Origin of the sequence: Variovorax sp. efr-133-TYG-130 (assembly GCF_030208835.1) — a bacterium.
Taxonomy (GTDB): Bacteria; Pseudomonadota; Gammaproteobacteria; order Burkholderiales; family Burkholderiaceae_C; genus Variovorax.
The window spans coordinates 26,611-52,786 of the sequence record NZ_JARVTD010000047.1 but is presented as its reverse complement, the minus strand read 5'-3'; the positions used below and the strand labels follow the sequence as shown (position 1 = coordinate 52,786).

Sequence of the window (26,176 nt, the reverse complement as noted above, 5' to 3'; positions counted from 1 at the left end):
TTCCCATAACACCTCCATGATTGAAGGTGTTGCGACGACCGGTTGAATCCGCCCAATACGTCAGCATCCGGTACACCGAACGACTGGGCGAGGCTGGCATTGAGCCGTCGGTGGGCAGCAAAGGCGACTCCTATGACAACGCTCTGGCCGAGACGATCAACGGCCTCTACAAGGCCGAGTTGATCCATCGCCGTGCACCGTGGAAGACCAAGGAGGAGGTGGAGTTCGCAACGCTCGAATGGGTGTCCTGGTTCAACCACCATCGCCTGCTCGAACCCATCGGGTACATCCCGCCTGCAGAAGCTGAGGCAAACTATTACCGGCAACTCGCCAGTCAGGCCGCCACGGCGGCGGCATGACTTAAACCAACCGGCCTCCACGAAAGCCGGGGCGATTCACTTTGGCCATGCCGGTGCTCTTATAGCGAACGACGAGCAACTCGATACCGGCCGCTGATGAGAAGGCTGCGCAAGCCAGATGTGCCATCGCACCCTACCCCGGCACCGCTTGCAGGTCCTTGGCCTTAGTGGCCGCGCCGATCATGATGAAGAGTGGGTAATCCGCAACTCGTCGACTGGCTTGAAGTCCTCGACAACCTGGCCATGGCCATTCTTGTCTTCAGAATTGACATCCACTAGATGTCAAAGCCGTTCGCTCGATCACCGTCGGGTAGCATTTGAAACTACATCAACATCAGGGATGTCATCGGGTGGCCGACTTCGGCGGCCTGCGCGTAGCGGCACGGTTATCGACCGGCTGGGCGGCGCTTCATTGGCGCTGTTGGAATTGATTACTGGCTGCTTCAGGCTGTCTTGCATGCTCCTGGCCAGTACCCGCGCAACCACGTCGGAAGTGCCGCCTGCCGCCATCGGGACCACGAGCGTTATCGGACCCGCGGGGTAAGCATGCAACAGGCGACCAATCACGTCTGGATCAACCGTGGCACGGCGGTACCGTGCCGAATTGCATTTGTACTGATGGATTCCGCAGAACCGTGATGGAAGCGGTGATCACCTACAGGCATCGCAAGGACGACACTGCCATCTGATGTAGCGCTCTTCTCTCCGACAGACTCGCAGCCGTCGACAGCGCGGTACTCGGCCCCAAGCCCTGTAGTACGAAACGCGACGATCACTACGAAGAACTACAGGAGACCCATTGAAACGAATCGCGATATCAGTGTCCATGCTGACAGGTTGCCTGCCTGCACTTTCTCAATCATCCGTCACCATTTTCGGCATCGTTGACCTGAATATCACGCACGCGAAGGCCGGTGATGCCACGACTACTCAGATGGACCAGGGCGGCAAGCTACCCAGCCGACTGGGTTTTCGAGGCACGGAAGACCTCGGCGGCGGCCTCGCGGCGAGCTTCTGGCTGGAGTCCGCGTTGGTCCCCGATACCGGAGGCATTTCCGGCGCGTACTTCGGCCGCCGTTCGACCCTTAGCTTGTCCAGCACAAATTGGGGCGAGATAAGACTCGGGCGCGACTATGTACCGACGTTCTGGAACATTTCCAACTTCACGCCGTTTGGCACGGTCGGTGTAGCAGGATCCAGCAACATCATTCTGGGGTGGCCTTCTGGATATGCCAATGCAACGACTGCAGTGCGGGCGAGTAATTCAATCGCCTATCACCTGCCGCAGACTGCCTCCGGCATCTATGGCCAAGCCACCTATGCGTTCGGCGAGGGGGTTGACGGCGCGCGCCATACTGGGGCTCGCATCGGTTGGGCCTCAGGTCCGGTGAACGTCGCCGTCGCCTATGGCAGCACGTCGACACAAGGAGCCAAATACAAGACTTGGGCAGCTGGTGGAACCTATGTGCTGAATCCCGTCAAGCTCTTCGTCAATTATCACAAGCAACAACGCTTGGGCGACAGTCAGGCGAATATCACTCTGGGCGTCTCTGTCGCGGCAGGCGCCGGCCAGTTGCTGGCGTCCGTTGCTCAGTCGAATCGCAGCGGCACCAGCGTGTCGAACGACGATGCACGGCAGTACGGGATCGGCTACGTGTACCCACTCAGCAAGCGCACGGACATCTATGGCACCTACTCGATGATCAAGAACGAAGGGGCTGCCGGCTTCGCGACCGCAGGTTCGCCAGGCGGGGTTGCCGGCCGGTCCTCCAGCGGCCTGCAAATGGGCATCACTCACCGCTTCTAGACCCCCACAAGCGATTGCTTGGCACCCATCCCGTACATGGTCGGAACAGCCAACTGCCCAAATCGCTGAGCTTCGAAAAACTCGACAGTTCCCCCGGCACAGCAAAGCCGCCTTATCTCAACGATAGATCGGCGCCTCAAATCGACTGAAGATCTCGACCAGCGACCCATGGATTGGCGTTCCTCAACACGCGAGAGCTTCACTTCATCGGCGAGAACTTTGTGGGCGTCAGGATCACTGACTCCTGAGCCTGCAAAGCGTCGGAGGTGTTCTTGCTTGGATCTGTCCATTCGGGATCGGCCCACAGCGCAGCCCGACGGTCGGCTCGATCTTGATAGTCCTTGTAGGCCCAGATCTGAACCAACTGATTGAGCTTCCCGGTGTCGGGGGTGAAAGCGCCGACCAAGTTTCCTAAATGCTTCAATAACAGTGGCAACCGCTGGGCTTCGAACACAGGGAGCCACGAGCCGAGCTTTCCTGGATGCGCGGTGTAGGTGCGAATTTCGTAGATCATTCTTGACTCCTCAAACAGTGGCTTCAGAAGGGAAAACGCTGATTGCAGGCGGGCTTTCGCAACCGCTTGGTTCGTACGGCCAATCCAAAACCCCGGACAGCGCGCCCCCGAGTTCGCTCATGGCATGGTCCACGTTGCCGGCTGCCGTGAAGTGCCGCCACGCAACGAAGCCATCGGGCCGGACGAGCAAGGCGCCCGCCTCTTCGATTTCTCGTAGAGCGTGCCAACTGCAATAAGAGTCCTGCGCTCCTGGCGTACCGATCACCACAGTTCTCAAAAATGGAAGGTCGAGTTTTTCCGCAGCCTCCGCCCAGACTTGGCCCGCCAATCCGGTGACCAAGGAAAATTTACCCTTGCCGACAAGATCAAGCGTCGACACCCGCCGACCGTCCCGTCCGACCAACCAGGTGTGAGGCAGCTTGGCACCCGGTCTGGTGGTGGCTTGCAGAAACAACTGCGGATCCTTATTCCAAACCTCCAGTGGGACGTCGACTTCCGTGCGGACAGCCTTGGAAACATAGCGCTGATTCAACTCAACACCTTGGGCATTGAATTCATAGCTTTTTCCTTTCAGGCCTTCAGCCATCGCCGCACGCCGAGCTACGCCCTCGGCTCCTGGTTCGGCAAGCTTCCGCAATCCAGCCGCGACGGGGTCCGAGGCGCTTGTGTCTCGAAAGCACCTGTTCAGCGGACCATAGTCAAGGCGGGATTGGTTCGCGCGCGCGACGATCTGGGCACCGACTGGTGCGCGCTCAACCGAATACGAGTCAAGAAGGCGCTCACCGGCATACCCTTTGATGACGAAGGCCAGTTTCCAGGCGAGATTGAAGGCGTCTTGAATGCAGGTGTTTGAGCCGAGGCCGCTGGTTGGGGGATGCCGATGCACGGCGTCACCTCCGCAGAAAACTCGGCCAGACGAATAGGTTGGAGCGTATGCCTGGTTGACATACCAGATCGATTTATTCGTTACTTCGAACTCAAGGTCGGGGTCACCAACCATCACGCGGATCTTTCGTCGAATCTCAGCATCGGACAGATCAGGCTCGCCATTGCTGACGTCGAGCCCCCACCCTGCTATCCACTCAGTCCAAGGCTCAACAGCTCGCAATAGCCCCATGCCGATCTCACCGAAAGCGGCATCCGAAGTGATGATCCAGTAGAGCACGCTCGGTCGGTGCGCCACGTGTCGAGTCAGGTCTGCCTTGAAGCTGATATAGGCTGTTGCGGCTCTCGCCAGATGCCCCTCTAGCTTCAAGCCAGCGTCCTCCATGACCTTGGAGCGAGCGCCGTCAGCCCCCACCAGGTAGCGGGCCCTGACGGTGTACGTTCGACCTTCCAGACGATCGCGCAATTCGACGGTTACCCCCGTGCCGTCCTGCTGGTGACCCAAGTACTCCGTATTAAAGGAAAACACCGCGCCACGCGCAGATGCGTTTTTCACCAGCAACGGTTCCATCTTGCTTTGCGTCAGATCAAGCAACGCGCAGGGGCTTCCTTGAAGATAGTCGCTCTTCCGATCGTCTCCTGTGCCCCACGTCCTTAGCCGAGCGATCTCTGGCCCCGCGAGACTCGTTGTGAACAGCATGTCTCCCATCCACTCCCAGGGAGTGCCATCGCGTCGAGCCTCCTGCTCCATCCCAAGATCTCGAAGAACCTCCATTGCACGTTGGTTGGTTATGTGCGCCCGAGGTGTATTTGCCGTCCAGTTGTACCGATTGACCACATGCACGCGTATGCCGTATGTGGCCAACGCAAGTGCAGTAGTGGCTCCCATGGGACCGCTGCCTACGACCAGAACATCGGTCTGGAATTCTTCCCGCATCATTTCGTTCTCCAAATTTCTCTTTACTGACTGATTCGATCGCAAATGCCGCCTTGCTGACATGTTCTGGTTGATCGTCGGCGAGTCCCAAGAGGAATATCTCGCCGAGTACTCTGACTACTCGCTCTTCACATCGCCGCTCAGTCGACGGAGATCTGATTGGCCGTGATCGCCGCGCCCCATCGCGCGGATTCAGCCTTCATGAAAGCGCCGAATTTTTCGGAGCTCATCGGGATGATGTCGTACCCCTGATCTTTGAAACGGGCAGCGACCTTCGGCGCTGCCAGCGCATCGACGAAATCCTTGTTGAGTCGCAGGATCGTCTCTTTCGGCAGGCCGTTGCGTGCGACGATGCCGAACCAGACATCCATGGCCAACTCGGGCGCATTCACTTCGGCCACGGTGGGCACGTTTGGTAAAAACTCCGATCGTTTCTGCGACGTGATGGCAAGGGCTTTCAGCCGACCATCCTTGACATGCTGAAGGCCCGCAGGAAGACCATCGAAGAGCATCGAAACCTGTCCCCCGAGGAGATCTTGCATGGCGGGACCCGAGCCTTTGTAGGGGACATGCTGCATGTCGATTTGAGATTGGCGTTGCAGCATCGCGCCTAGAAGATGCCCGGCGGTCCCAGGACCTTGCGACGCGTAGGTGAGCCCTTTTGTCTTGCTCTGCGCGAGCAAGTCCTTGAGCGAGTTTGCTGGATTGGTGGCGGAGACGTAGAGAACCATCGGAAACGAAAGCAGCGACGTCACTGGCTGGAACTCAGCGATTGGATCGTATGAGAGCTTCTTGTAGAACGTCGTATTGCTGCCGAGCATTGCCCAGTCTCCAATCAACAAGCTCACTGCGTCACCGCGGACCTGCTTGGCAGCGGACGCAGCCAGTTGCCCGCCGGCGCCTGGCTTGTTCTCCACGATCACCGGTTGTCCCTCACGCTCACCAACCACCTCTCCCAAAACTCGAGCCATGACATCAGTTGGCCCTCCCGCTGCGAAAGGCACGTAGATCGTGATGACTCCATTCTTGGACGCGACCTGCGAGATCGCCGATCCGCAAATCATGGCACCCGTGGCCAGTGCGACAAAGTTACGACGGTTCATTTATGTCTCTCTTGATTTATTGATTACGGTCGTCAAGGCGTCTGACTCATCGCCTCATATAAGAACTGCGTCCAGGATTCGTATGGCATGCGGTCATTGCTGTCGTTTCGGGAGGGTGTGGTTCCCGGATAGAACGTGAACTGGCGCACGGATCCCGTCGTCAGCAGCCTTCAGCCGCATCCGCAAGGCCTCTTTGCGCCCTTCTGGCGGAAGCCAGGAACGCTCGTGCCCCCAAATGCTGGGACCTTCCACCAGCTCGCGGGTTTCCCAGGTTTCGTCGTCGAGATTGAGGCCTCCCCAGCCGTACTCCAATAAGAACTTGGACGGGGTGTTCAGGTAGAAAGATGTGATGAGGTCGTTCGAATGCCTGCCGAGCGTCACCGAAAGCAGGCCCGGCTCCAATAGCGCACGGTCGTAGCCTTGACCCACATCGTCCAGCTGAAAGAGTTCCAGCATCAGATGGTGAACGCCGTTGACCCCGGTGCCGACCATCGCAAAGCTGTGGTGTCGAGCGTTGACATGAAAGAAGTGCACCGGGAATGGATGCACCACCCAATCGGAAAGACGGAACTGCAGAACGTCCCTGTAGAACACAAGCATCGGCTCGAGGTCACTGACGGTGAGGGCGATATGGCCCAAGCCCAAGTTGCCAGTTACGAATCCAGAGATCGATCGTCCAGGGACAAAGGGCGTCGAAGCTGAAAGGGCTCCCCAATAGGCCTCCAGTCGATTTCCGCACGGGTCCGCAAAACTGATCAGTTCCGTCACACCGCGCAGATGCTTCAGTTCGCTGGTCTCGAATTGCCATGAGACGCCTGCTTGCTCAAGTGCCACACAGAGTCTGGTGAGCGCCTCGGCGTCCTCGACCTCCCATCCAAGGAACGCCACTCCGCCTTCGCTGCCGGGCACAACTGTCAGCCGCTGAACACGCTCGTCCATTCGAAAGGTTGCGTACTCGTCACAGCAAGCAGTAACCTGAAGGCCAAGGAGTTTCGTCCCCATTTTCAGCCAATCGCTCGGACGTGGAGCTCGAACGCCCACATACCCCAGCGCAGTGATTGGTGACATTTCAGTTGACCCTTTCATTCACGCTGCAGCCTTGACTGCAGGGGCGCCAAACGCCGCATTCCAAGTTGGCGAGAGGACAATTTCGTTGATGCAGGCTCTGGCTGGCGCGTCGACGACGAACGCGACCGCGGCAGCGACATCCTCGGGCTGGAGCATTCGATCCAGTACCGGTTGCGGGACTGGGGGATCACGCCTTGCCATGGCGGGTGTGGCAACCTCTCCCGGCGAGATCGCGCATGCACGGATGCCGTTCATGTATTCCGACATGTTGAGGCTCGCTGTCAGCGCCACGATCGCCGTTTTCGCCGACGTATACGCCGGACCAGGCTTGGCGCTCGCAAACTTTCCGGCCCACGACGCGATGTTGATAATCTGACCTCCTCCGTGCTTTCGCATCCCAGGCAGAACTGCATCGATGCAGTAGTAGACGCCGCTCAGGTTCACTTGAATCAACCTGTCGAAGTCCGCGATCGACACAACGCCCCAGGCCCGACTTCCAACGTTGAGTCCTGCATTGGCGACCAAAACGTCGATGCGCCCATGGATAGAGAGGATTTGCTCTGCAGCTTTGCAGATCTCTTCGTGTTGAGTGACATCGGCTACCACGGCCTCTGCAATGCCACCGGCTTCCCGTATTTCAGCCGCCAGGGCTTCCAACGCGGGACGTCCACGTGCCGACAGAATGACGGTGTGACCTTGAAGCGCCAGCGCCTTGGCAACCGTGGCGCCAATGCCGCTGGAGGCTCCGGTGATCCAGCACACCTTACGAGTTGCGGTCATGGACATCCCTCAGTGCACGATGACGACATTGGTAAATCCACCGCCGCGCTGCTCCACGGCGGTAATAGCCTCGTTTACCTGTTCGAGTGTGAACACCTCGTGTTCGAAGACGGCAAGATTCAAAGTGCCTGCGTCCGCCATCGCGGCCATGTCTTCACCTTCGGCGGGGGTGAACCAATTCGACCCGATCAGCGATTTTTGTAGGCACATCAGCGGAAACGGGTCCAGGGGAATCTTGTCGGAGACCCCACTCACATTGACTGCCTTTCCACCGCGTCTCAGCGCATTGAAGGAGTCGACAACTGTCTCGACCGGTGCGTTCGGGCCCAGTGTCTCGATCAAAACGTCGACGCCGTGGCCGGAAGTTCCGTCCATGACCACTTCCGACGTTGCACGTGTGCCAAGTGCGATCGGGACGATGCGCTTCGAATCCAACGCGTGCAGCTTTTGGAGAAGCTCCTTGTTGCGACCTGTGGCGAAGACCTTTGAAGCACCCATAGCCAAGGCAAGGATGACGGCGCCGAGGCCGAGGGTTCCGGTCGCCCCATCGATAAGCACTGTCTGGCCAGGCGAAAACTGCGCCTTGCGCAGCGCCGAGTAGGCTGTTCCCAAATAGCCGAATCTTGCCGCCTGCTCAAAGGTGATGGACTCGGGCAGCTTGACCAGATTCGCGGCGGGCGCCATCAGGAATTGTCCAAATCCCCCATAGGGGTAGTCCTCATAGAGCTCTTGAGCTCCGGGACCAAACCCGAAGTAGCCCATGAACGTGTAGTCGGAACAATGGATGCGGTCGCCCCGTCGGCAGGCAACGCAGGTTCCACATGAAAGACCGGGATTCACATAAACCCGATCGCCGACCTTGATCCCCGATCGCACCTGGCTTCCAACCTCGGAAACGATACCTGCGGCGTCAAGGCCGTAGATGGCAGGCAGCTTCGGCAGCGGCAGGAAGGGAAACCATTCGGGCCAGTGCGTCACCACATTTCGCAAGTTCGGGACTACGCCGGCGGCCTTTACTTCGACGAGCACATCCGTGGGCCGCACCTGTGGGATGTCAACGTCATCAATCTTGAAAGTGCCTCCGACCTCGTGAAGGCGGGCTGCGCGCATCTTTCTTGCCATGTTGTCTCCTGGAATCGTTGGAAAAGGTTCGGCGTTGTGACCACCGAACTCGATAAAGCCGCAGGTGGCGGACACGTCTATCTAAAATGTTAGTTTGGCTTCAGCACGCCGAGGAGGCATCAGTGTTTACCCGATAATTTAGGAAACCCACAGGATCTAGCTAGTCTTTTTCTCCGTCACTTACATGTTAGTTGGCATAATCCAGACAGCGCTAGGCTGTGGTTCGCGGCTTTCGGTGGGCAGCGCCCCCAAGATCAGACCCGGCAGCCAAACCCAAGAGAGAACACCTAAATGACGACGCAAGAGCCTGTTGAAGTTCCGACAAGCGCGCCTTCGGGCCGAGAGATCAACACGCGCGGCCGCCTGACCGAAGCCGCCTACGACTTCCTCAAGGAAGGGTTGCTTGAGGGGCGCTATGCCCCTGGGCAACGAATCGCCCTGGACTCCGTTGCCGACGCCATTGGCGCGAGTCGTCAACCCGTCATGGACGCGATGCGACGCTTGTCGTCGGAGGGCTTCCTCTCCGTTGTCCCGCAGGTGGGGTGCCTCGTGGTACAGCCGGACAAACGCGAGATTGCTGACTTTCTAAGGATGCTTGCCTCAATCGAAGGCACATGCGCCGAACTCGCCGCAGAGCGGGCGACAGATGCGGAGCTCGAACTGCTGCAACTGAAAGTCAAACAGTTTTCAGATCAGATGAGAGACGGTCTGCTTCTTGAGGAGCACGCACATGCCTTCAGGCTTCACAACCGCGACTTTCATCACCTTCTCTACTCCTTCGCCCACTCGGAAATGGTGTCAACGTTCGCAGCCAGCATGAGCGACCGGGCGGACTTCTACATTGCAGCGGCGATCGGTACCAAGCCTTTCGGCGAGAGATTCTGGGAAGCCGTGGAGGAGCATCGCAGGATTGCCGAGGTGTTGACCTGGCGTGACGGACCCGCCGTCCGTCGCGTGATCGAAACCCACGTTCTGCTGTTCATCGACAACCTTCATTCTTGAAGGCACCGCTTGACAGCCGCGACTACCTCGGTCGCCAAAAAAAACCTACCTTAGGAGAAACAGATCTCATGCCTGCGCGTTTGAATATTGAACTCAAAGATCACCGTCTTCTTCGCCAGCAGGCCTTCATCGCCGGCGATTGGTGTGATGCCGACAGCCGCGAGACCGTTGCGGTGCTCAACCCTGCCAACGGATACCAGGTCGGAACAGTACCGATGTGCGGAACCGAAGAGACCGCACGCGCCATTGCTGCCGCCGCAACCGCTCAGCGGGAATGGGCGCGCCAACCAGCGAAGGCTCGATCATCGATCCTTCGCAAGCTCAACGACCTCATGCTCGCCAATGTCGATGACCTTGCGCTGATCATGACCACCGAACAAGGCAAGCCACTCGCCGAAAGCAAGGGCGAGATTGTCTACGCGGCCTCATTCATTGAATGGTTCGCCGAGGAGGCCCGCCGTGTGTATGGCGAAACCATCCCCGCCTCGCAGGCCGATCGCCGAATTCTCGCGATCAAGCAGCCGATTGGAGTGACCGCAGCTATCACCCCATGGAACTTTCCGACAGCAATGCTTACCCGCAAGGCCGGTCCCGCACTGGCAGCGGGCTGCTCGATGGTCGTCAAGCCGGCAACGCAAACGCCTTTCTCTGCACTCGCCTTCGCAGAATTGGCCGATCGCGCGGGAGTGCCGAAGGGTCTCTTGTCCGTACTCACCGGATCCGCGTCGAAGATCGGCGGGGAGATGACGCGCAATCCTCTTGTGAGGAAGCTGACGTTCACTGGCTCGACCGAGGTTGGCCGCACTTTGATGAAGCAGTCGGCTGACACCATCAAGAAGCTTTCGCTAGAGCTTGGTGGAAATGCTCCTTTTATTGTCTTCGACGACGCGAACATCGACGCCGCCGTCGACGGTGCAATGCTCTCCAAATATCGAAACACCGGACAGACCTGCGTGTGCGCGAATCGCATTTACGTTCAACGTGGAGTGCTCTCGGAATTCACTAAAAAACTCGTCGAAAAGGTCAATGCGTTAAAGGTCGGCGACGGCATGGACCCCGGAACCACGCAGGGTCCGCTCATCGATGCCAAGGCTGTATCCAAGATCGAGGAGCATGTCGCCGACGCGCTCGTCAAGGGAGCCACCCTGCTCGCCGGCGGCAAGCGCCACTCGCTAGGCGGCAACTTCTTTGAACCAACGGTCATCGGCAATGCGACGTCCCACATGCTGGTGGCGCACGAGGAAAGCTTTGGGCCGTTGGCGCCGGTCTTCTCGTTTGACACTGAAGACGAGGTCCTTGCGCTCGCGAACGATACTGAGTTCGGCCTAGCTGCGTATTTCTACAGTCGCGATTTGGGTCGTGCCATTCGCGTTGCTGAAGGACTCGAATGCGGCATCGTCGGCGTGAACACCGGCCTGGTATCCACAGCCGAGGCACCATTTGGCGGCATTAAGCAGTCTGGCCTTGGCCGCGAGGGCTCGAAATATGGTCTTGATGACTATCTCGAGATCAAGTATGTCTGTCTCGCTGGCTTGGAAGAGAGTAGCCAGCGTTAACGCTGGTACGTGCGTGCGTGCGTGCGTGCGTGCATGCGCTCGCCGAGGCAGGCGAGCGGGGTTGTAGACACACCGGATGGACAGCCTAGAGTTGCGATCGCAGCCTTTGGCGCATCAAGCTAACGTATAGGCAGTCTTTACCGTGGTGAAGAACTCCTGCGCGTACTTGCCCTGCTCGCGCGGGCCGTAGCTCGAACCCTTGCGGCCGCCGAACGGCACGTGATAGTCCACACCAGCCGTCGGCAGGTTGACCATCACCATGCCAGCCTGGCTGTGGCGCTTGAAGTGCGTCGCGTACTTGAGCGAAGTCGTCGCGATGCCGGCGGAGAGGCCGAACTCGGTGTCGTTGGCCGTGACCAGCGCTTCTTCGTAGTTCTTCACGCGGATCACGCTCGCGACCGGACCGAAGATTTCTTCCTTGTTGATGCGCATGCCGGCCGCCGATTCGCTGAAGAGCGCGGGCGACATGTAGTAACCGTCGGTCTCCAGCTTCAAGAGTTCGCCGCCGGCTGCCAGCGTGGCGCCTTCGCCCTTGCCGATGGCGATGTATTCCATGTCCTGGTTGAGCTGCGACTTCGACGAGACCGGGCCCACGTCGGTGCCCTGCGCGAGTGCGTCGCCGACCTTGATCTTGGCCATGCGCACCTTCATCGCCTCGATGAACTTCGGGTAGATGCCTTCGGTCACGATGAGGCGGCTCGATGCGGTGCAGCGCTGGCCGGTCGAATAGAACGCGCTCTGCACGCTGAGCTCCACGGCCTGCGCGAGGTCGGCGTCGTCGAGGACGATTTGCGGGTTCTTGCCGCCCATTTCGAGCTGCACCTTCTTGTGGTTGGTAACGCACTGGATCGCGATGTTGCGGCCCACGCCCACCGAGCCGGTGAAGCTGATCGCGTGGATGCCGGGGTGGCTGACCAGCGCCTCGCCGATCACGCTGCCGCGGCCCATCACGAGGTTGAACACGCCCGCCGGAATGCCCGAGCGGCTGATGATTTCACTCAGCGCCCAGGCGCTGCCCGGCACGAGGTCCGCGGGCTTGAGCACCACGCAGTTGCCGAAGGCGAGCGCGGGCGCGATCTTCCAGGCGGGAATGGCGATGGGAAAGTTCCACGGCGTGATGAGGCCGACCACGCCGACCGGCTCGCGCGTGATTTCCACGCCGATGTTCGGGCGCACCGAGGGGAGCAACTCGCCCGAAAGACGCAGGCACTCGCCCGCGAAGAACTTGAAGATCTGGCCCGCGCGCGTGGCCTCGCCGATGCCTTCGGCCTTGGTCTTGCCCTCTTCGCGTGCGAGCAGCGTGCCGAGCTCTTCCTTGCGCGCCAGGATTTCGGTGCCGATCTTGTCGAGCGCGTCCGAGCGTGCCTGGATGCTGCCCGTGGCCCATGCGGGGAAGGCGGCGGTGGCGGCTGCCACGGCGGCATCGACATGCGCCGCATCGCCCTGCGTGTACTGGCCCAGCACGTCGGCCAGGTTGCTGGGGTTGACGTTGGGGCTGTAGCTCTTGCCAGCCAGCCATTCGCCATTGATGAGGTTGTCGTGTTCTTGCATGCTTTGATCTTGTTAAGGAGCGAATCGGTCAGCCGCAAGGTCAGTCGACCGTGATTCGTGCGTCCTTGATCACCTTCGACCAAACGGGAAGGTCTGTCCTGATAACGCTTTCGAACGCGGCGGGCAGGCTCCCAACTGGTTTCAGCCCCATGCCTTCCAACTTAGCCGTGACGTCAGCCTGAGCGACGATCTGCGAGAGGTTGTTACCAAGGAACTCGATCAAGGCTCCAGATGTTCGCGCGGGCGCTAATACACCGAAAAAGCCGTAAGGTTCAAAATACTTGAAACCCAGCTCCGTGAATGTCGGAACGTCGGGCGCCTGTTTCACACGCTCAGCGCCTGTCACGGCAAGAACCTTCACCTTCCCGGCGCGCAGATACGGGAGCAAAGAAGCCACGTCAACAAAACCGCCTTCGATCTGGCCTCCGATGATGTCCGTGATCAACGCGGGGGCGCCTTTGTAGGGGGTGTGAACCAGATCGGTCTTCGCCTGCTGATTCAGCATCTCTCCATGAATATGCGACGAGGTGGCGTTGCCATACGAACCGAAATTGTGTTTGCTTGGCTCCTCCTTTACCTGCTTCAGATACTCTCCAAGACTCGTGGCCTTGATGCGATTGCCAACAACGAGGAAGTCGGAGACGGCCGATATCTGGGATATGGCCGCAAAGCTCTGTGGCACTTCATAAGGAAGTGAGGGATAAAGTGCAGGAGCCTGAATCAAGCTTGTGATTGCGAGGAGCAGCGTGTATCCGTCGGGAGGCGATTTCGCGACGAAATCGTTTCCGATCAGTCCGCCGGCTCCCGCCTTATTTTCGACGATTACCGGTTGACCGACGCGTTCGCTGAGGCGGGTTGCGACAATACGAGCCAAGGCATCAGTTGTCCCGCCCGCCGGGAAAGGGACTACCAACTTGATCGGACGAGTGGGGAAGCCATTCGGGCGTACGGTTTGCGCGCTGACCGGTAGCACTGCGCTGAATGCAGCGCTGGAGAATATGCGTCTATTGATCATTTTTGAGAGCTCCCTGTGAACTTTCAGATCGAGTCCAGGGTGGTTACCCTGTCAGCAGGCTGGCCGCTGAACAGGCTCAACGGCGGATAAGCGTTCTCGTCCGTCTTGATTTCCAGGACAGAGCACACGTTCGACGCCAGCGCCGCGACCAATGCCGGCTCAAATTGCTCCGGACCCTCTACAACAACCCCGTTGCAGCCGCATGCCCTGGCGATAGCAGCGTGATCCACACCAGCGAATCGTGTGGCCGAGGTGTGCCGGCCGTAGTGAACGTTCTCGGCGTGGTACTGGAAACCCAGGATCCCATTGTTGAGAACGATGACCGTCACTGGAAGCTGCATGCGAACCGCAGTCTCAAGTTCCTGCCAGCAGTGCCCGAAGCCACCGTCACCCACGACCGCTATCACCCGCTGACCTGGGTGGGCAACCTTAGAGCCAAGCGCCAATGGAAGCCCCCAACCCAGCCCAGCAAGTCCGCGAGGCGTCAGAAACCGCTGACCGCCTTCATTCGCCGTTAGATACGTCGTCACCCAACTCGTGGCGTAACTCGCGTCTGTGCAGACAATATCGTCAGGCCTCAAATGCTTTTGCAGTACCTGCATCAGATATTCCGGCCGCACTGCGCCCGGGCTTCCTTGGGCAATCTGCTTGAGATGCAGCTGCATGCCATCCCTCGCTTGGGTAGTGGATGCCGTTAGCGCAGCGATCGCTCGCGGCGCTGACTTGGCGAGGGCTTCAGTCAATGCCTGAAGTGCAGATCTCGCGTCCGCAGTGAGCCGGACGGATTCATAATTTCTCCCGATCTCGGACGGATCGATGTCGATATGGATGAAAGTGGCGTTGCGTGGATAGAGTCGCCACGCATCCGTTCCGTTCTCGTTCGTTCTTGTTCCCACCAGGATGACCAAATCGGCATCCTGGATGTAGGACTTCAGAAAATGGCCCCGCGTTCCTACGCCCATGCAGTTGCTGAAAACCCCGAGTGCTTGCGGATGGACCTCGGGGAAAGTGCCCTTTCCCATGTTGGTGGTCGCGACCGGAATTCCAGAAACCTCTGCGAACTCGAGCAGCGCCTCAGTAGCGCCGGACAGGTGTACGCCTCCACCAGCGATGATGATCGGCCTCGCCGCAGCGGCGATGGCCTTTGCTGCGTCAACGATCAGCTCGGGCGCTGGAGCGTACCTGTCCAGTGGAAAGGCACCGAGATTCTTGGACCGCGTGACTTTGCGTTCGTACGGCTGGCGCAAGAAGTCCATCGGAAACATCAATGCCACAGGGCCTGGACGCCCCGAGTTCGCCGCAGTGAAAGCCATGTCGACGTAGTCATCGATCCGTTCCGCTTTGTCCACGCGCCTGGCGAACTTGGTGCAGCTTTGAAACAACGTGATGTGGTCGTATTCTTGAAACGCGTTCTTGTCAACGCTGCCACTTGGCACATCCTGCACGATGGCCAAGATCGGTACAGACGCTTTCATGGCCTCAGCCAAAGGCGGAACTAGCAACGTGGCAGCGGGTCCGTTTTGGGCGGTGACAACGCCAGTCTTGCCCGTGATCCGCGCATAGGCGTCGGCCATGGTGCCTCCCGCGTTTTCGGTTCGATAACCGATTTGCCTTATCTGCTGGGACGGGAGTTCCATGAAGAGAGCCGATGGAATGCTTTGGCCAAAGACGACTTCCACCCCGTGCCGCTTCAGTGCGACAGCAAGGGCGCCGGCGACAGTTTGCGACGCATCTGGCTGCGGATGAGGTTCTGTGGAATCGGTCGTGATGAGATTCGCTGTGGTCATGTTGTCTCCTTGAATGCCTTTGATCATCGGATCGCAACCTGAATTTGGCAAATTGATACGGTAAACTCACGGTATTGATATGAGTGATTCCTTAAGCGGAAGATGGACCTCAATACATTCGACCTCAACCTGCTGACGACGTTCGAGGCGATCTTTGACGAGCGGAGCGTCACTAAGGCCGCCGCCAGGCTCTGCCTCACGCAGTCCGCCACAAGCAACTCGCTGAATCGACTGAGAGTCGCCTTTTCCGACAAGCTTTTTGTTCCGGGGGCAAAAGGGATGATGCCGACACCGCTGGCTTCGGAGTTGATCGGCAACGTTCGCGCGTCCTTGTCGCTGATTCGCGATTCGCTTACGCCCCCGACGGATTTCGATGCAGCCAAGACCGAGAGAGCATTCAACCTTCGCCTGACCGATATGGGCGAGATCCTTTTCCTGCCTCGATTTCTACGTCACTTACAAGAGATTGCGCCCAAGGTTCGGATTCGCTCAGTCCGGGTGACACTAGATGAACTGCAGGACCAGATGGCCGATGGGGAGATTGATGTCGCCATTGGGTTTCTGCCCGGCATTGGCCAAGGAATCAGGCAGCAGCGATTGTTCGACGACAGGTACGTATGTGCCGTCCGAAAGAACCATCCCTGCGCTTCGAGGCCATTGACACTCGCGGCCTTCAGGTCGATGACGCACGTCCTTGTGCGCCCGCAAGGCTCCGGCAACTTGACCGTCGAGCGCGCGTACTCGAGACACGGAATCTCGATCTCCGGAGCGAATATCGTCAGCCACCTCGTGTCGGTCCCCTACATCATTTCAACGACCGACCTGATCGTGACGATTCCGAAGCGACTCGGCATAGCCTTCAGCGAAAGCGCTCAATTGCAGCTCATGGATCCACCCATCCACATTCCAGACTTTGTCGTGCGCCAGCATTGGCACGAGCGCTTCCAGAACGATCCGGCAAGTATGTGGCTACGCAGGTGCATTGAAACGGTTGGTTCCACAGTCGAGCCGAAGTCGAACCTTGACGTTCGAAATGCTGGTCGAACAAGAAAAGTCTGACCAAAAATGCAGCATAGGTCGTGGATAGTTAAAGCGCACCGAACTTGATCGGTGCTATTCCTTCTCACCCCCGACTCGTTGGAGCGACTGAACACTTTCTCGGCTGGCACGTTAACTGGATGTAGACCTTCTGGCCGTCGTCGAAGGCGCGCGACGGCTTCCACAGCGGGGCTGTCGCCGCTGAGCCAATGCACTCCAACGGTCAGAAGCGCACACAAGCCCCACCTTGCCGGCTCACAGGAGCCGCGTCTCAAATGATTTTCGCCGGCCCACTTGAGCAGCGATTGGGAGAATGACGCCATTCTTGACTGCAACATCTCCGCCATGACACTCACCGCGATCTCCGGCGACGTCTTGCTGCCGATGTAGATGTCAATCGGTCCGCGCAGCCGGGCGAGCGACTCCTCGGTCTGTTCGCAATGCTCCATCATGCGCTGGCGCCGGGCTTGTGCATTGCGGTGAGAACCGATGGCGCCGACATAGAAGGCCGGCGTATCCAAAGCCGCCAGCAACGCCAAGTCATCCAGTTTGGGATCGTGCGTGAGCGCCACGATACAAGTGCGCGTCGGGGCGAAAAGTGCGCATCATGTCGTCGAGCATCTCGGTAGAGATGCTCACGCCCGGTACCTGCCAGTGACCACTGGTACCCCTCGCGAGGGTCGCACACCGTGGTGGAGAAGCCGCAGAAATGAGCCATCGTCGCGACGTACTCAGTCAGTTGGCCTGCGCCGATAGGCAACATGCTGTATTCGGGACCGAAAGTGTTGATCTGCGTCTTTCCATCGATCACCAGCTCGGCTGGAGCATCCGTCGGCGCGAGCGTCACGACACCGTCAACCAAACGCACGACCCGCTCCATTTAGCAGCCGGCCTCCAGAGCAGCGAGCAGTTCTGTCAGCAATTCGGCGTCGGTCTCAAACTCCAGTAGCAGTTCAATCGTGCCGCCGCAAGGCAGACCGAAACGATGCTCCTCGTCGGTGGTGACGCCACACTTCACGAGAATCGGGGCGCCGCGCGGCATCTCGACTCGGCCCACGCGGCTGTAACGCGCAATGAGGTCGTCCTCGATGCAGCCCCCCCCGAGACGGAACCAACCACCGTACCGTCTTCTGCAAGCGCCATGATTGAGCCGATGGGCTGCAGCGAAGAGCCCCAAGTGCGCACTACTGTCGCGAGCACAACTCGACGTTCTTCCAATCGCCAATAGCGCAGTTAGCGCAGCATCATGACGTCGAGGTTCTCCATGCTCAGCCCCTCAAGCGCAAGGGTTCATTTCTTACTGCGCAGGAAGAGTGACATGATCTCGCCCATGATGCCGCGGCGGAAGGCCAGCACGCAGATCACGAAGATCAGGCCCGTGACCATAGTCACCGACTCGCCCAGCGTGTTGAACCAATCCACCGTCGTGATGCGTGCGAGGAAGTTGCCGAGTTCGCCGATCTTGTTTTCCAGCAGCACCACCACCGCCGAACCCACGATCGGACCCGAGAGCGTGCCGAGGCCACCCACCAGCGTCATCAGGATGACCTGGCCCGAGGCGGTCCAGTGCACGTCCGACAGCGTGGCGAAGCCCAGCACCAGCGTCTTGAGCGAGCCGGCCAGGCCCGAGAGCGCGGCCGAGATCACGAAGGCCAGCAGCTTGAAGCGGCTCACGTCGTAACCCAGCGAGAGCGCGCGCGGTTCGTTCTCCTTGATGCCCTTGAGCACCTGCCCGAACGGCGAGTGGATGGTGCGCACGATCAAGAGGAAGGCCAGTACCACCACGACCAGCGCGACGTAGTACATCGTGAGGTCGTTCGACAGGTCGATCACGCCGAAGAGCTTGCCGCGCGGCACGCCCTGCAGGCCGTCCTCGCCGCCGGTGAACTTGGCCTGCAGCGCGACGAAGAACATCATCTGCGCGAGCGCCAGCGTGATCATCGCGAAGTAGATGCCCTGTCGGCGAATGGCCAGGATGCCGAAGATCCAGCCGAGGAAGGCGCCGCTCAAAGTGCCGGCGATAAGGCCGAGTTCCGGGGTGAGCCCCCAGACCTTGATGGCATGGCCCGCCACATACGCGGAGCCGCCCAGGAAGGCCGCGTGCCCGAAGGACAGCAGACCCGTGAAGCCCAGGAGCAGGTTGAAGGCCGCGGCGAACAGCGCGAAGCACATGAGCTTCATCACGAACACCGGGTAGGCGCCGAAGAACGGCGCTGCGATGAGCGCGACCAGCAGCAGCGCGTAGACGACGGTGGATATCTTTTTCATGTTCATGCCGTCCGCCTTATTTCTCTTTGCCGAACAGGCCGGCGGGGCGGATGAGCAGCACGATGACCATGATCACGAACACAACCGTAGACGATGCTTCTGGATAGAAAACCTTGGTGAGCCCTTCGATCACGCCGAGGCCCAGGCCCGTGAGGATGGCACCCATGATCGACCCCATGCCGCCGATCACGACCACCGCGAACACCACGATGATGAGGTTCTGCCCCATCAGCGGCGACACCTGCATCACCGGCGCGGCCAGCACGCCCGCGAAGGCCGCGAGCGCGCAGCCGAAGGCGTAGGTCAGCGTGATCATCAGCGGCACGTTGACGCCGAAGGCCTCCACCAGGCGTGGGTTCTCGGTGCCGGCGCGCAGGTAGGCACCCAGTCGCGTCTTCTCGATCACGTACCAGGTGGCAAAGCAGATCACCAGCGAGGCAACGACCACCCAGGCGCGGTAGTTGGGCAGCACCATGAAGCCGAGGTCGGTGGCGCTGGAGAGCGCATCAGGTGCGTCGTAGGGCAGGCCCGAGACGCCGTAGACCGAGCGGAACACGCCTTCGATCAGCAGCGTGAGGCCCAGCGTCAGCAGGAGGCCGTAGAGGTGGTCCAGCTTGTAGATCCAGCGCAGCAGCAGCCGCTCGATCACCACGCCGAAAAGGCCGATGACGATGGGTGCCGCGATCAGCATCACCCAGTAGTTGATGCCGAAATACTCCATGGCCATCCAGGTGAGGACGGCTCCGAGCATGAACAGCGCGCCGTGCGCGAAGTTGATGACGTTGAGCAAACCGAAGATCACCGCCAGCCCGAGGCTCAGGATGGCGTAGAACGAGCCGTTGACCAGCCCCAGAAGGAGCTGGCTCAACAGGCCCGGCAATGAGATACCGAAGATTTCCATTTTTTTGAAAGATGCGAAGGGGGAGGGATCTGGTCAGAACGGCGGCGCCATCACTTCGAGAGTGGTGATTGTTATCACCCGTGGTGGTGAACGCCTGGTGGCCGGGCAGGCACCGGACGACCTAACCTGGACCAGGTACATGTCGTGCACGCAGCTTCCAGAACGGGCCACTGCGTTGACGTAGAAATCTAGGGGCGGCCCTTCATGCTTCTTTCCGTAGTCTTGTCGACGCCTGCGGCCCAGTGCCGGGATCTTGAATTCGTATCGCATCGTTGTCTCCTTATCGAATAGGAAGTGTTTGAACGAAGAAATCTGTTCGCTCAAACACCCAACAGTTCGGTGAGCACGGGCATCTTCGCGTCAAGCTCGGCAGCACCGAACTTCTCCACGATGCGCCCATGCTCCATCACGTAGAAGCGATCGGCCAGCGGCGCGGCGAAGCGGAAGTTTTGCTCCACCATGACAACCGTGTAGCCTTTCTCGCGCAGCATCGTGATCATTCGCGCCAGCACCTGCACGATGACCGGGGCCAGGCCTTCGGAGATTTCGTCAAGCAGTAGCAGCTTGGCGCCCGTGCGCAGGATGCGCGCGACGGCCAGCATCTGCTGCTCGCCCCCCGACAGGCGCGTGCCCTGGCTGTTCCTTCGCTCGGCCAAGTTGGGGAACATGGCGTAGATTTCGTCGATCGGCATGCCGGGCGTGCCGGTATTGAGCACGGGTGGCAGCAGCAGGTTCTCCTCACACGACAGGCTCGAGAAGATGCCTCGCTCCTCGGGGCAGTAGCCCACGCCCAGGTGCGCGATGCGGTGCGTGGGCAGGTTCACCGTCTCGGTACCGTTGACCTTGATGGAACCCTTGCGCGCACCGGTCAGGCCCATGATGGCGCGCATTGTGGAGGTGCGGCCCGCGCCATTGCGGCCCAGCAGCGTGACCACTTCGCCGGGCTGCACGATGATGTCCACGCCGTGCAGCACGTGCGATTCACCGTACCAGGCCTCGAGGTTCTTTATTTCCAGTGCTGGGGCAGCCATGTTTCAGTGCGCTCCCTGCAGTTGACCGTCGGTCGTGCCCATGTAGGCCTCCACTACTTGCGGGTTGTTCGATACTTCCTCATAGAGGCCTTCGGCCAACACAGCGCCGCGCTGCAGCACGGTGATGCGGTCGGCGATGGTGGAGATTACCTTCATGTTGTGCTCCACCATCAGGATGGTGCGGCCTGCCGAGACCTTCTTGATGAGTTGCGTGACACGGTCCACGTCCTCGTGACCCATGCCTTGGGTGGGTTCATCCAGCAGCATGAGTTCGGGCTCCATGGCCAGCGTGGTGGCGATCTCCAGCGCGCGCTTGCGGCCGTAGGGCAGGTTGACCGTCACCTCTTCGGCCATGTCTTCCAGGCCCACTTCGGCCAAAAGCTCCAAGGCACGTTCATCGAGTTGGCGCAGGCTGCTCTCGCTGCGCCAAAAATGGAACGAGGTGCCCAGCTTGCGCTGCAGGCCCAAGCGCACGTTCTCCAGCAGGGTGAGGTGCGGAAACACGGCCGATATCTGGAACGAACGGATGACGCCCCGGCGAGCGATCTGCGCGGGCTGCTCGCGCGTGATGTCGTGCCCGTTGAACCGGATGGTGCCCGAAGTGGGCTTGAGAAACTTGGTCAGCAGATTGAAGCAGGTGGTCTTGCCTGCACCATTAGGACCGATCAGCGCATGAATGGAGCCACGGCGCACGGCCAGGTTCACATCGCTGACAGCGGTGAAGCCCTTGAACTCTTTGGTCAGGCTGCGGGTTTCGAGAATAACGTCGGTCATCGCGTAAATAAATCCGCCAATCGGCTTGCAGTGACAATTTCGCGTCACGGGTTTCAGTGAGCGCCATTTCCGAAATGGCTGCGCGAAATCCCCGGGGACAGCGCAGTGATCTCGCAAATAGCTGGTCAGGAGTTGACATAAGAGCCTGGGGACCGCATCGGTATGGTGCACATCATCGAGATGCCGTGATCCCAATTACCCAGTTTTTCGTTTTGCCCCCAAGCGCACCTGAGCGAAACACTGGAGCATCTACCCTGGAGGCAGCGGCATACTTTTGCTGCCATCCGTAGAACGTGCCGACGCTGACACCGTGCCGCCGACACACCTCGGTCACCGTCAGTCCAGACTTTCGGTCATCCAGAATTGCAGCAATCTGCGCAGGTGTGAATTTCGCTCCTCTCATCTGCTTGTCCTCCTAGTTCGACATCGGTTTTTCCCCCAACTTCCTCGCCAAGGCGTACCGCCTGTTTCAGCCCTCAGCAGGCGCCGCTCGGTCATCCACTTCTAGATAGCTCCGCACGATGGGCACCACTTCCGTATTGAGAACACTGGTGGAAAAATCCACGAGCCCGTGAGCACACGCCACCTTCATTTCATCTAACCAGAGCGAGAATCCCAACAAGGCGTCGTTGCGGCTCACCTTGGTCAAATCAATGGACATGCAGAGCTTGGCAATCTCCTCTGTATCCAGTCCGACCTGAAGAAGCCCGTTGGCCAGCGCCTCCAGGCTTGCATTTCTTGAAATTTCTGTCGGCATATTGCGCTCCAATTGAATCGTCAATGAGGGACGTCGTCGGTCATGAGATACCGCCCATGCACAGGTACTTGAGTTCAAGATAGTCATCCATTCCGTACTTGGATCCTTCCCGGCCCAGTCCGCTCTGCTTGACACCACCGAACGGCGCTACCTCGGTAGAAATCAATCCTTCGTTGATTCCGACCATTCCATATTCAAGAGCCTCCGCCACACGCCAGATGCGGCCGATGTCACGTCCATAGAAATAAGAAGCCAGACCGAATTCGGTGTCGTTTGCCAGAGCAATGGCCTCTGCCTCCGAGCTGAACCGGAAGAGCGGCGCGACCGGGCCGAACGTCTCCTCACGGAAGATCAGCATGTCTGGCGTCGCGTTCGCCAGCACCGTGGGCTCGAAGAAGTTGGCGCCGAGGTGATGAGCCTTCCCACCCAGAAGAACCTTCGCTCCCTTGCTGACCGCGTCCGTCACATGCTCCTGCACCTTGGCGATCGCCTTGCCGTCAATGAGGGGGCCGATCTTGCTGTTCGGATTGCTGCCCGGGCCAACCTCCAATGCGGCGGTCGCTGCAGTCAGCTTGGCAGCGAACTCGTCATAGACCGCGTCTTGCACGAACAACCGATTCGCGCAGACGCAGGTCTGGCCTGCGTTCCGGAACTTGGAAATGATCGCGCCTTTCACCGCGGCGTCGATGTCCGCATCGTCGAATACGATGAAAGGCGCATTGCCGCCAAGTTCCATAGATGTCTTCTTGACGGTGCCCGCACACTGCGCAAGCAGCACCTTTCCGATCTCTGTTGATCCTGTGAAGCTGAGTTTGCGAACCAGCGGGTTCGAGCTCAGCTCCCCGCCGATGGCACCGGCATCACCCGTGACACAGGAGAGCACGCCGGCTGGAATGCCGGCCTGCTCAGCCAGCACACACATGGCCAATGCCGTGAATGGCGTCTGGCTCGCCGGCTTAATGACCATGGTGCATCCCGCCGCGAGGGCAGGACCGGCCTTGCGGGTGATCATCGCTGCGGGGAAGTTCCAAGGGGTGATCGCCGCGCACACGCCAATAGGCTGCTTGATGACGACAATCCGCTTGTCGGGCGCATGGCCAGGGATCGTGTCTCCATAGACGCGCTTTGCTTCTTCCGAGAACCACTCGATGAACGACGCGGCATAGGCGACCTCACCTCGGCTTTCTGCCAGCGGCTTGCCTTGCTCGGCGGTCATCAGAACAGCCAAGTCTTCCTGATGCGCCATGAGCAGCGTGAACCAGCGGTGCAATATGGTCGCACGCTCCTTACCGGAACGCTGACGCCAGGCCATGCCTGCTGCATAAGCTGCGTCGATCGCTTGCCGAGTTTCCCGAGTACCCAGGCGGGGCACCGTGCCGAGCACCTCACCCGTCGCCGGGTTGCGCACAGGAATAGTGTTGTCGCCATCGGCCTCGATCCAGGCCCCGCCGATAAAGGCTTGCTGCCGCCAAAGAGACGGGTCTTTGAGTTCAATGTTGTTCATCATCATTCGGCCAAAGGCCGCGGTTTCATATCAGACGGTGGGAGATGAAGAAGTCGCAGCAGCATCAAGGGCCTCTCGCAACTTGAAGCGCATGATCTTTCCCGATCCGGTCCGTGGAATCGCCTTCACGAACTCGACCGACTGGGGGACCTTGTAGGCTGAGAGCAGTTGCCCGCAGTGCTGGCGGATGGATTCGCCATCGGCGCTCTGGGCTTCCCTGAGCACAACACAAACCACAGGGACTTCGCCCAGATGGGGGTGCGCCATGCCGAGCGCTGCGCAGTCGAGAACTGCCGGATGAGACAGAACTGCATCCTCGACTTCGGCGGGAGCGATGTTTTGCCCGCCTCTGATGATCAGTTCCTTCAACCTCCCGGTAATGGTCAGAAAACCATTCCGGTCACTACGGGCGAGGTCGCCGGTGTGATACCAGCCTCCCCTGAGCGCCTCGGCCGTTTCCGTTGGCTTATTCAGGTAACCCTGCATCACGTTCGGCCCGCGTACGATCAACTCCCCTTCCGCATCAAAAGGAACGTCGCCGCCCGAGGCGTCAACGATTCGCACCGCCAGACCGGGAATAGGCAGTCCGCAAGAGCCCGGGACCCGCGATGCATCGGGCCAGTTCAGGGTGACCATCGTCGACGTCTCCGTGATCCCGTACCCGTCTAGTAGCGGAACACCGAAGAACGCCTCGAATTCCTTGTTGAGGACCATCGGCAGGATGGCTCCCGCGGAAAGAAAGCAACGGACGCCCTCGGCAGCCCTCTTTCCACCGGAGCGGGCGTTCTCCAGCAGATAGTGGAACATTGTGGGTACGCCAGGGACAACCGTGTACCGCCCGCTCTCCAGTTGCCTCGTCACTTCCTGTGTCGAGAACTTCTCCACAAAATACTCCGTCGCTCCCACGGCCAGCACGCCGAGCACACACAGATTGAGCGCATAGGAGTGAAAGAGCGGCAACGCGGAAAGCAGCACATCCTTCTCGTTCAACCCCGCAATGGGAGCCCAAGAGGCGGCTACGACCCAGAGCATGCTGTGCTGCGACAGCATGACGCCCTTTGCGCGCCCTGTAGTTCCAGAGGTGTAGACCAGGAACGCCGTGGCATGCATGTCTTCAGGATCCCGAGGGCTCGAGCGCGGCACACTCTGGGCCATCAGCGCCAAGGAAAGCTGATCGGTCGGGTCATCGCTGCCCGCGACGATCACCTGGATCGTCCCCGGCAATTTTTCGCGCAACCGTTCGATCATCGCAAGGTTGCGGGTCGAGACAATGGCGACCTTGCAGCGCGCGTCCTCCAGACGGTAGCAAACCTCCGCCTCGGTGGCATCATGACTGATCGGAACGCTCACGCCGCCAGCGCGCACGACGGACACGCAGGACAACGCCCAGTCGACGCAGTTCGGCAGCATGATGGCCACCGCATCTCCCGCCTCTATTCCCCGGTCCTGGAGATGGCCCGCAATCGCGGCACTTTGGCTATCGAGCTGACCATAAGTGAGCTTTGCGCCCGTCCAATCCTCGAACGCAAGTTTGGCCCCCCGCTGCTCGGCATGCCGGCGTACCAGTACACCGAGTGGCGCGATCAATTCGGTTTGAATCACGGATGTCCCCTCCTTTGTTGGTTTGTTGGTTTGTTGTCCTAGCGCTGCCTAAGGCATGCCTCAAACCATGCTGAAACCACCGCTGACGCTGATGACCTGCCCAGTGATCCAGCCGCCTTCGTCAGAGGCCAGAAGCACCGCCAGCGGCGCAACATCGCTCGGCTTGCCCAGGCGACGCAGCGGGTAGAGTTTGGTCAGCTTCTCGCGGTTCGCCGTGATGAACTCGGGGTCATGCGCGGTTTCAATCAGCCCCAATGCCAAGGTGTTGGCGGTCAACGCGGTTCGGGTTTCACGTGCCACCGACTTCATCAGTGCGATGTTCCCAGCACGCGCCGCGGCGCCGATCGCCAGACCGGACTCCCCTACGCGCGAGGAATCCCCTACGATCGTGATGATCCGGCCTGCACCTTTCTGTGCCTCCAGGTGCGGGAGGGCCGCGTGGGTGCAGTGGATCGTGCCGTAGAGGCACACATCGATCTGCCGCCGCCACTCCTCGGGGGTCGTGTCGGCAAAGCGCTTGCGGATCACCAGACCTGCGTTGTTCACCAGGATGTTGAGCCCGCCAAATTCAGCAACCGTCTGCGCCACCATGGCCTGAACGGCATCCAGCTTGGAGATATCGCAGCCAATCGCAAGCGCCCGGCCTCCGTGTTCACGGATCTCGGAGACAACCGCCTCCGCGCCGGCCTTGGAACCGTGGTAGTTCACGACCACGGCCGCGCCTTCGGCGGCCAGCCCTAGCGCAATCTCTCTTCCAACATCACGCGCGCCACCGGTGACGAGCGCCACCTTGCCTTGTAGACTCAGTTTCACTT

Annotated in this window: 22 protein-coding genes and 2 pseudogenes; 5 read left to right on the top strand and 19 right to left on the bottom strand. The window is 59.7% G+C overall.

The features are described 5' to 3' along the window. Positions 1–50: 50 nt before the first annotated feature. Both QRN67_RS32190 and QRN67_RS32180 read left to right on the top strand, forming a co-directional pair. Positions 51–359, top strand: a pseudogene (locus QRN67_RS32190) (integrase core domain-containing protein); the annotation flags it as partial. A 799-nt stretch (positions 360–1,158) separates the two neighbouring features. Then, positions 1,159–2,166 (top strand): porin, encoded by a 1,008-nt coding sequence (locus QRN67_RS32180; RefSeq protein WP_285415060.1) that lies wholly within the window; start codon positions 1,159–1,161, stop codon positions 2,164–2,166. A 199-nt stretch (positions 2,167–2,365) separates the two neighbouring features. Here the strand turns inward: QRN67_RS32180 and QRN67_RS32175 are convergent, their stop codons facing one another. From QRN67_RS32175 to QRN67_RS32150, 6 genes are all read right to left on the bottom strand, one after another. Beyond that, entirely contained in the window at positions 2,366–2,680 is a 315-nt protein-coding gene (locus QRN67_RS32175; protein WP_285415059.1) for an NIPSNAP family protein, read from the bottom strand. 10 nt (positions 2,681–2,690) lie between these two features. Further along, positions 2,691–4,502: an FAD-dependent oxidoreductase gene (locus QRN67_RS32170; protein ID WP_285415066.1), complete on the bottom strand. Its 1,812-nt coding sequence runs from the start codon at positions 4,500–4,502 to the stop codon at positions 2,691–2,693. Positions 4,503–4,642: 140 nt separating this feature from the next. Further along, on the bottom strand, positions 4,643–5,605 hold the full coding sequence (locus tag QRN67_RS32165; protein WP_285415058.1) for a Bug family tripartite tricarboxylate transporter substrate binding protein: 963 nt from the start codon (positions 5,603–5,605) through the stop codon (positions 4,643–4,645). 93 nt (positions 5,606–5,698) lie between these two features. Next, a complete protein-coding gene (locus QRN67_RS32160) occupies positions 5,699–6,673 on the bottom strand; it encodes a VOC family protein (protein WP_350226990.1) in 975 nt (324 codons plus the stop codon). An 18-nt stretch (positions 6,674–6,691) separates the two neighbouring features. Next, entirely contained in the window at positions 6,692–7,453 is a 762-nt protein-coding gene (locus QRN67_RS32155; RefSeq protein WP_285415056.1) for an SDR family oxidoreductase, read from the bottom strand. Positions 7,454–7,462: 9 nt separating this feature from the next. After that, positions 7,463–8,650, bottom strand: coding sequence for an alcohol dehydrogenase catalytic domain-containing protein (locus QRN67_RS32150; protein WP_350226989.1), 1,188 nt, complete (start codon positions 8,648–8,650; stop codon positions 7,463–7,465). Positions 8,651–8,866: 216 nt separating this feature from the next. Here QRN67_RS32150 and QRN67_RS32145 point away from each other — a divergent pair, with 216 nt between their 5' ends. Together QRN67_RS32145 and QRN67_RS32140 are read left to right on the top strand one after the other, a co-directional pair. Then, positions 8,867–9,577, top strand: coding sequence for a GntR family transcriptional regulator (locus QRN67_RS32145; RefSeq protein WP_285415055.1), 711 nt, complete (start codon positions 8,867–8,869; stop codon positions 9,575–9,577). A gap of 68 nt (positions 9,578–9,645) precedes the next feature. Beyond that, complete coding sequence (locus QRN67_RS32140; RefSeq protein ID WP_285415064.1) at positions 9,646–11,133, top strand: NAD-dependent succinate-semialdehyde dehydrogenase; 1,488 nt, start codon at positions 9,646–9,648, stop codon at positions 11,131–11,133. A 114-nt stretch (positions 11,134–11,247) separates the two neighbouring features. Here the strand turns inward: QRN67_RS32140 and QRN67_RS32135 are convergent, their stop codons facing one another. The 3 genes from QRN67_RS32135 to QRN67_RS32125 are packed head-to-tail and all read right to left on the bottom strand — an operon-like array spanning position 11,248 to position 15,486. Then, on the bottom strand, positions 11,248–12,684 hold the full coding sequence (locus QRN67_RS32135; RefSeq protein ID WP_285415054.1) for an aldehyde dehydrogenase family protein: 1,437 nt from the start codon (positions 12,682–12,684) through the stop codon (positions 11,248–11,250). 40 nt (positions 12,685–12,724) lie between these two features. Further along, the gene (locus QRN67_RS32130; RefSeq protein WP_285415053.1) at positions 12,725–13,699 is read right to left on the bottom strand and encodes a Bug family tripartite tricarboxylate transporter substrate binding protein; all 975 of its coding nucleotides are present in this window, start codon (positions 13,697–13,699) and stop codon (positions 12,725–12,727) included. Positions 13,700–13,722: 23 nt separating this feature from the next. Further along, positions 13,723–15,486, bottom strand: coding sequence for an acetolactate synthase catalytic subunit (locus tag QRN67_RS32125; RefSeq protein ID WP_285415052.1), 1,764 nt, complete (start codon positions 15,484–15,486; stop codon positions 13,723–13,725). A gap of 102 nt (positions 15,487–15,588) precedes the next feature. Between QRN67_RS32125 and QRN67_RS32120 the strand changes: the two genes are divergently transcribed. Next, a complete protein-coding gene (locus QRN67_RS32120; protein ID WP_285415051.1) occupies positions 15,589–16,545 on the top strand; it encodes a LysR family transcriptional regulator in 957 nt (318 codons plus the stop codon). A gap of 234 nt (positions 16,546–16,779) precedes the next feature. Here the strand turns inward: QRN67_RS32120 and QRN67_RS32115 are convergent. From QRN67_RS32115 to QRN67_RS32075, 10 genes and pseudogenes are all read right to left on the bottom strand, one after another. Then, positions 16,780–17,757 (bottom strand): annotated as a pseudogene (locus QRN67_RS32115) (XdhC family protein). A gap of 57 nt (positions 17,758–17,814) precedes the next feature. Further along, complete coding sequence (locus QRN67_RS32110) at positions 17,815–18,798, bottom strand: branched-chain amino acid ABC transporter permease (RefSeq protein ID WP_285415050.1); 984 nt, start codon at positions 18,796–18,798, stop codon at positions 17,815–17,817. Positions 18,799–18,808: 10 nt separating this feature from the next. Next, the gene (locus tag QRN67_RS32105; protein ID WP_285415049.1) at positions 18,809–19,693 is read right to left on the bottom strand and encodes a branched-chain amino acid ABC transporter permease; all 885 of its coding nucleotides are present in this window, start codon (positions 19,691–19,693) and stop codon (positions 18,809–18,811) included. Between the two features lie 320 nt (positions 19,694–20,013). Further along, positions 20,014–20,724, bottom strand: a complete 711-nt coding sequence (locus QRN67_RS32100) for an ABC transporter ATP-binding protein (RefSeq protein ID WP_285415048.1) — start codon at positions 20,722–20,724, stop codon at positions 20,014–20,016. Between the two features lie 3 nt (positions 20,725–20,727). Beyond that, the gene (locus QRN67_RS32095; RefSeq protein ID WP_285415047.1) at positions 20,728–21,498 is read right to left on the bottom strand and encodes an ABC transporter ATP-binding protein; all 771 of its coding nucleotides are present in this window, start codon (positions 21,496–21,498) and stop codon (positions 20,728–20,730) included. A 172-nt stretch (positions 21,499–21,670) separates the two neighbouring features. Then, positions 21,671–21,901: an IS66 family insertion sequence element accessory protein TnpA gene (gene tnpA / locus QRN67_RS33270; protein ID WP_350226987.1), complete on the bottom strand. Its 231-nt coding sequence runs from the start codon at positions 21,899–21,901 to the stop codon at positions 21,671–21,673. Positions 21,902–21,967: 66 nt separating this feature from the next. Further along, complete coding sequence (locus tag QRN67_RS32090; RefSeq protein WP_285415046.1) at positions 21,968–22,279, bottom strand: hypothetical protein; 312 nt, start codon at positions 22,277–22,279, stop codon at positions 21,968–21,970. 16 nt (positions 22,280–22,295) lie between these two features. After that, positions 22,296–23,762, bottom strand: a complete 1,467-nt coding sequence (gene gabD, locus QRN67_RS32085; RefSeq protein WP_285415063.1) for an NADP-dependent succinate-semialdehyde dehydrogenase — start codon at positions 23,760–23,762, stop codon at positions 22,296–22,298. A gap of 27 nt (positions 23,763–23,789) precedes the next feature. Then, positions 23,790–25,361: a class I adenylate-forming enzyme family protein gene (locus QRN67_RS32080; protein ID WP_285415045.1), complete on the bottom strand. Its 1,572-nt coding sequence runs from the start codon at positions 25,359–25,361 to the stop codon at positions 23,790–23,792. Between the two features lie 60 nt (positions 25,362–25,421). After that, the gene (locus QRN67_RS32075) at positions 25,422–26,174 is read right to left on the bottom strand and encodes an SDR family NAD(P)-dependent oxidoreductase (RefSeq protein ID WP_285415044.1); all 753 of its coding nucleotides are present in this window, start codon (positions 26,172–26,174) and stop codon (positions 25,422–25,424) included. Between the last annotated feature and the right edge of the window lie 2 nt (positions 26,175–26,176).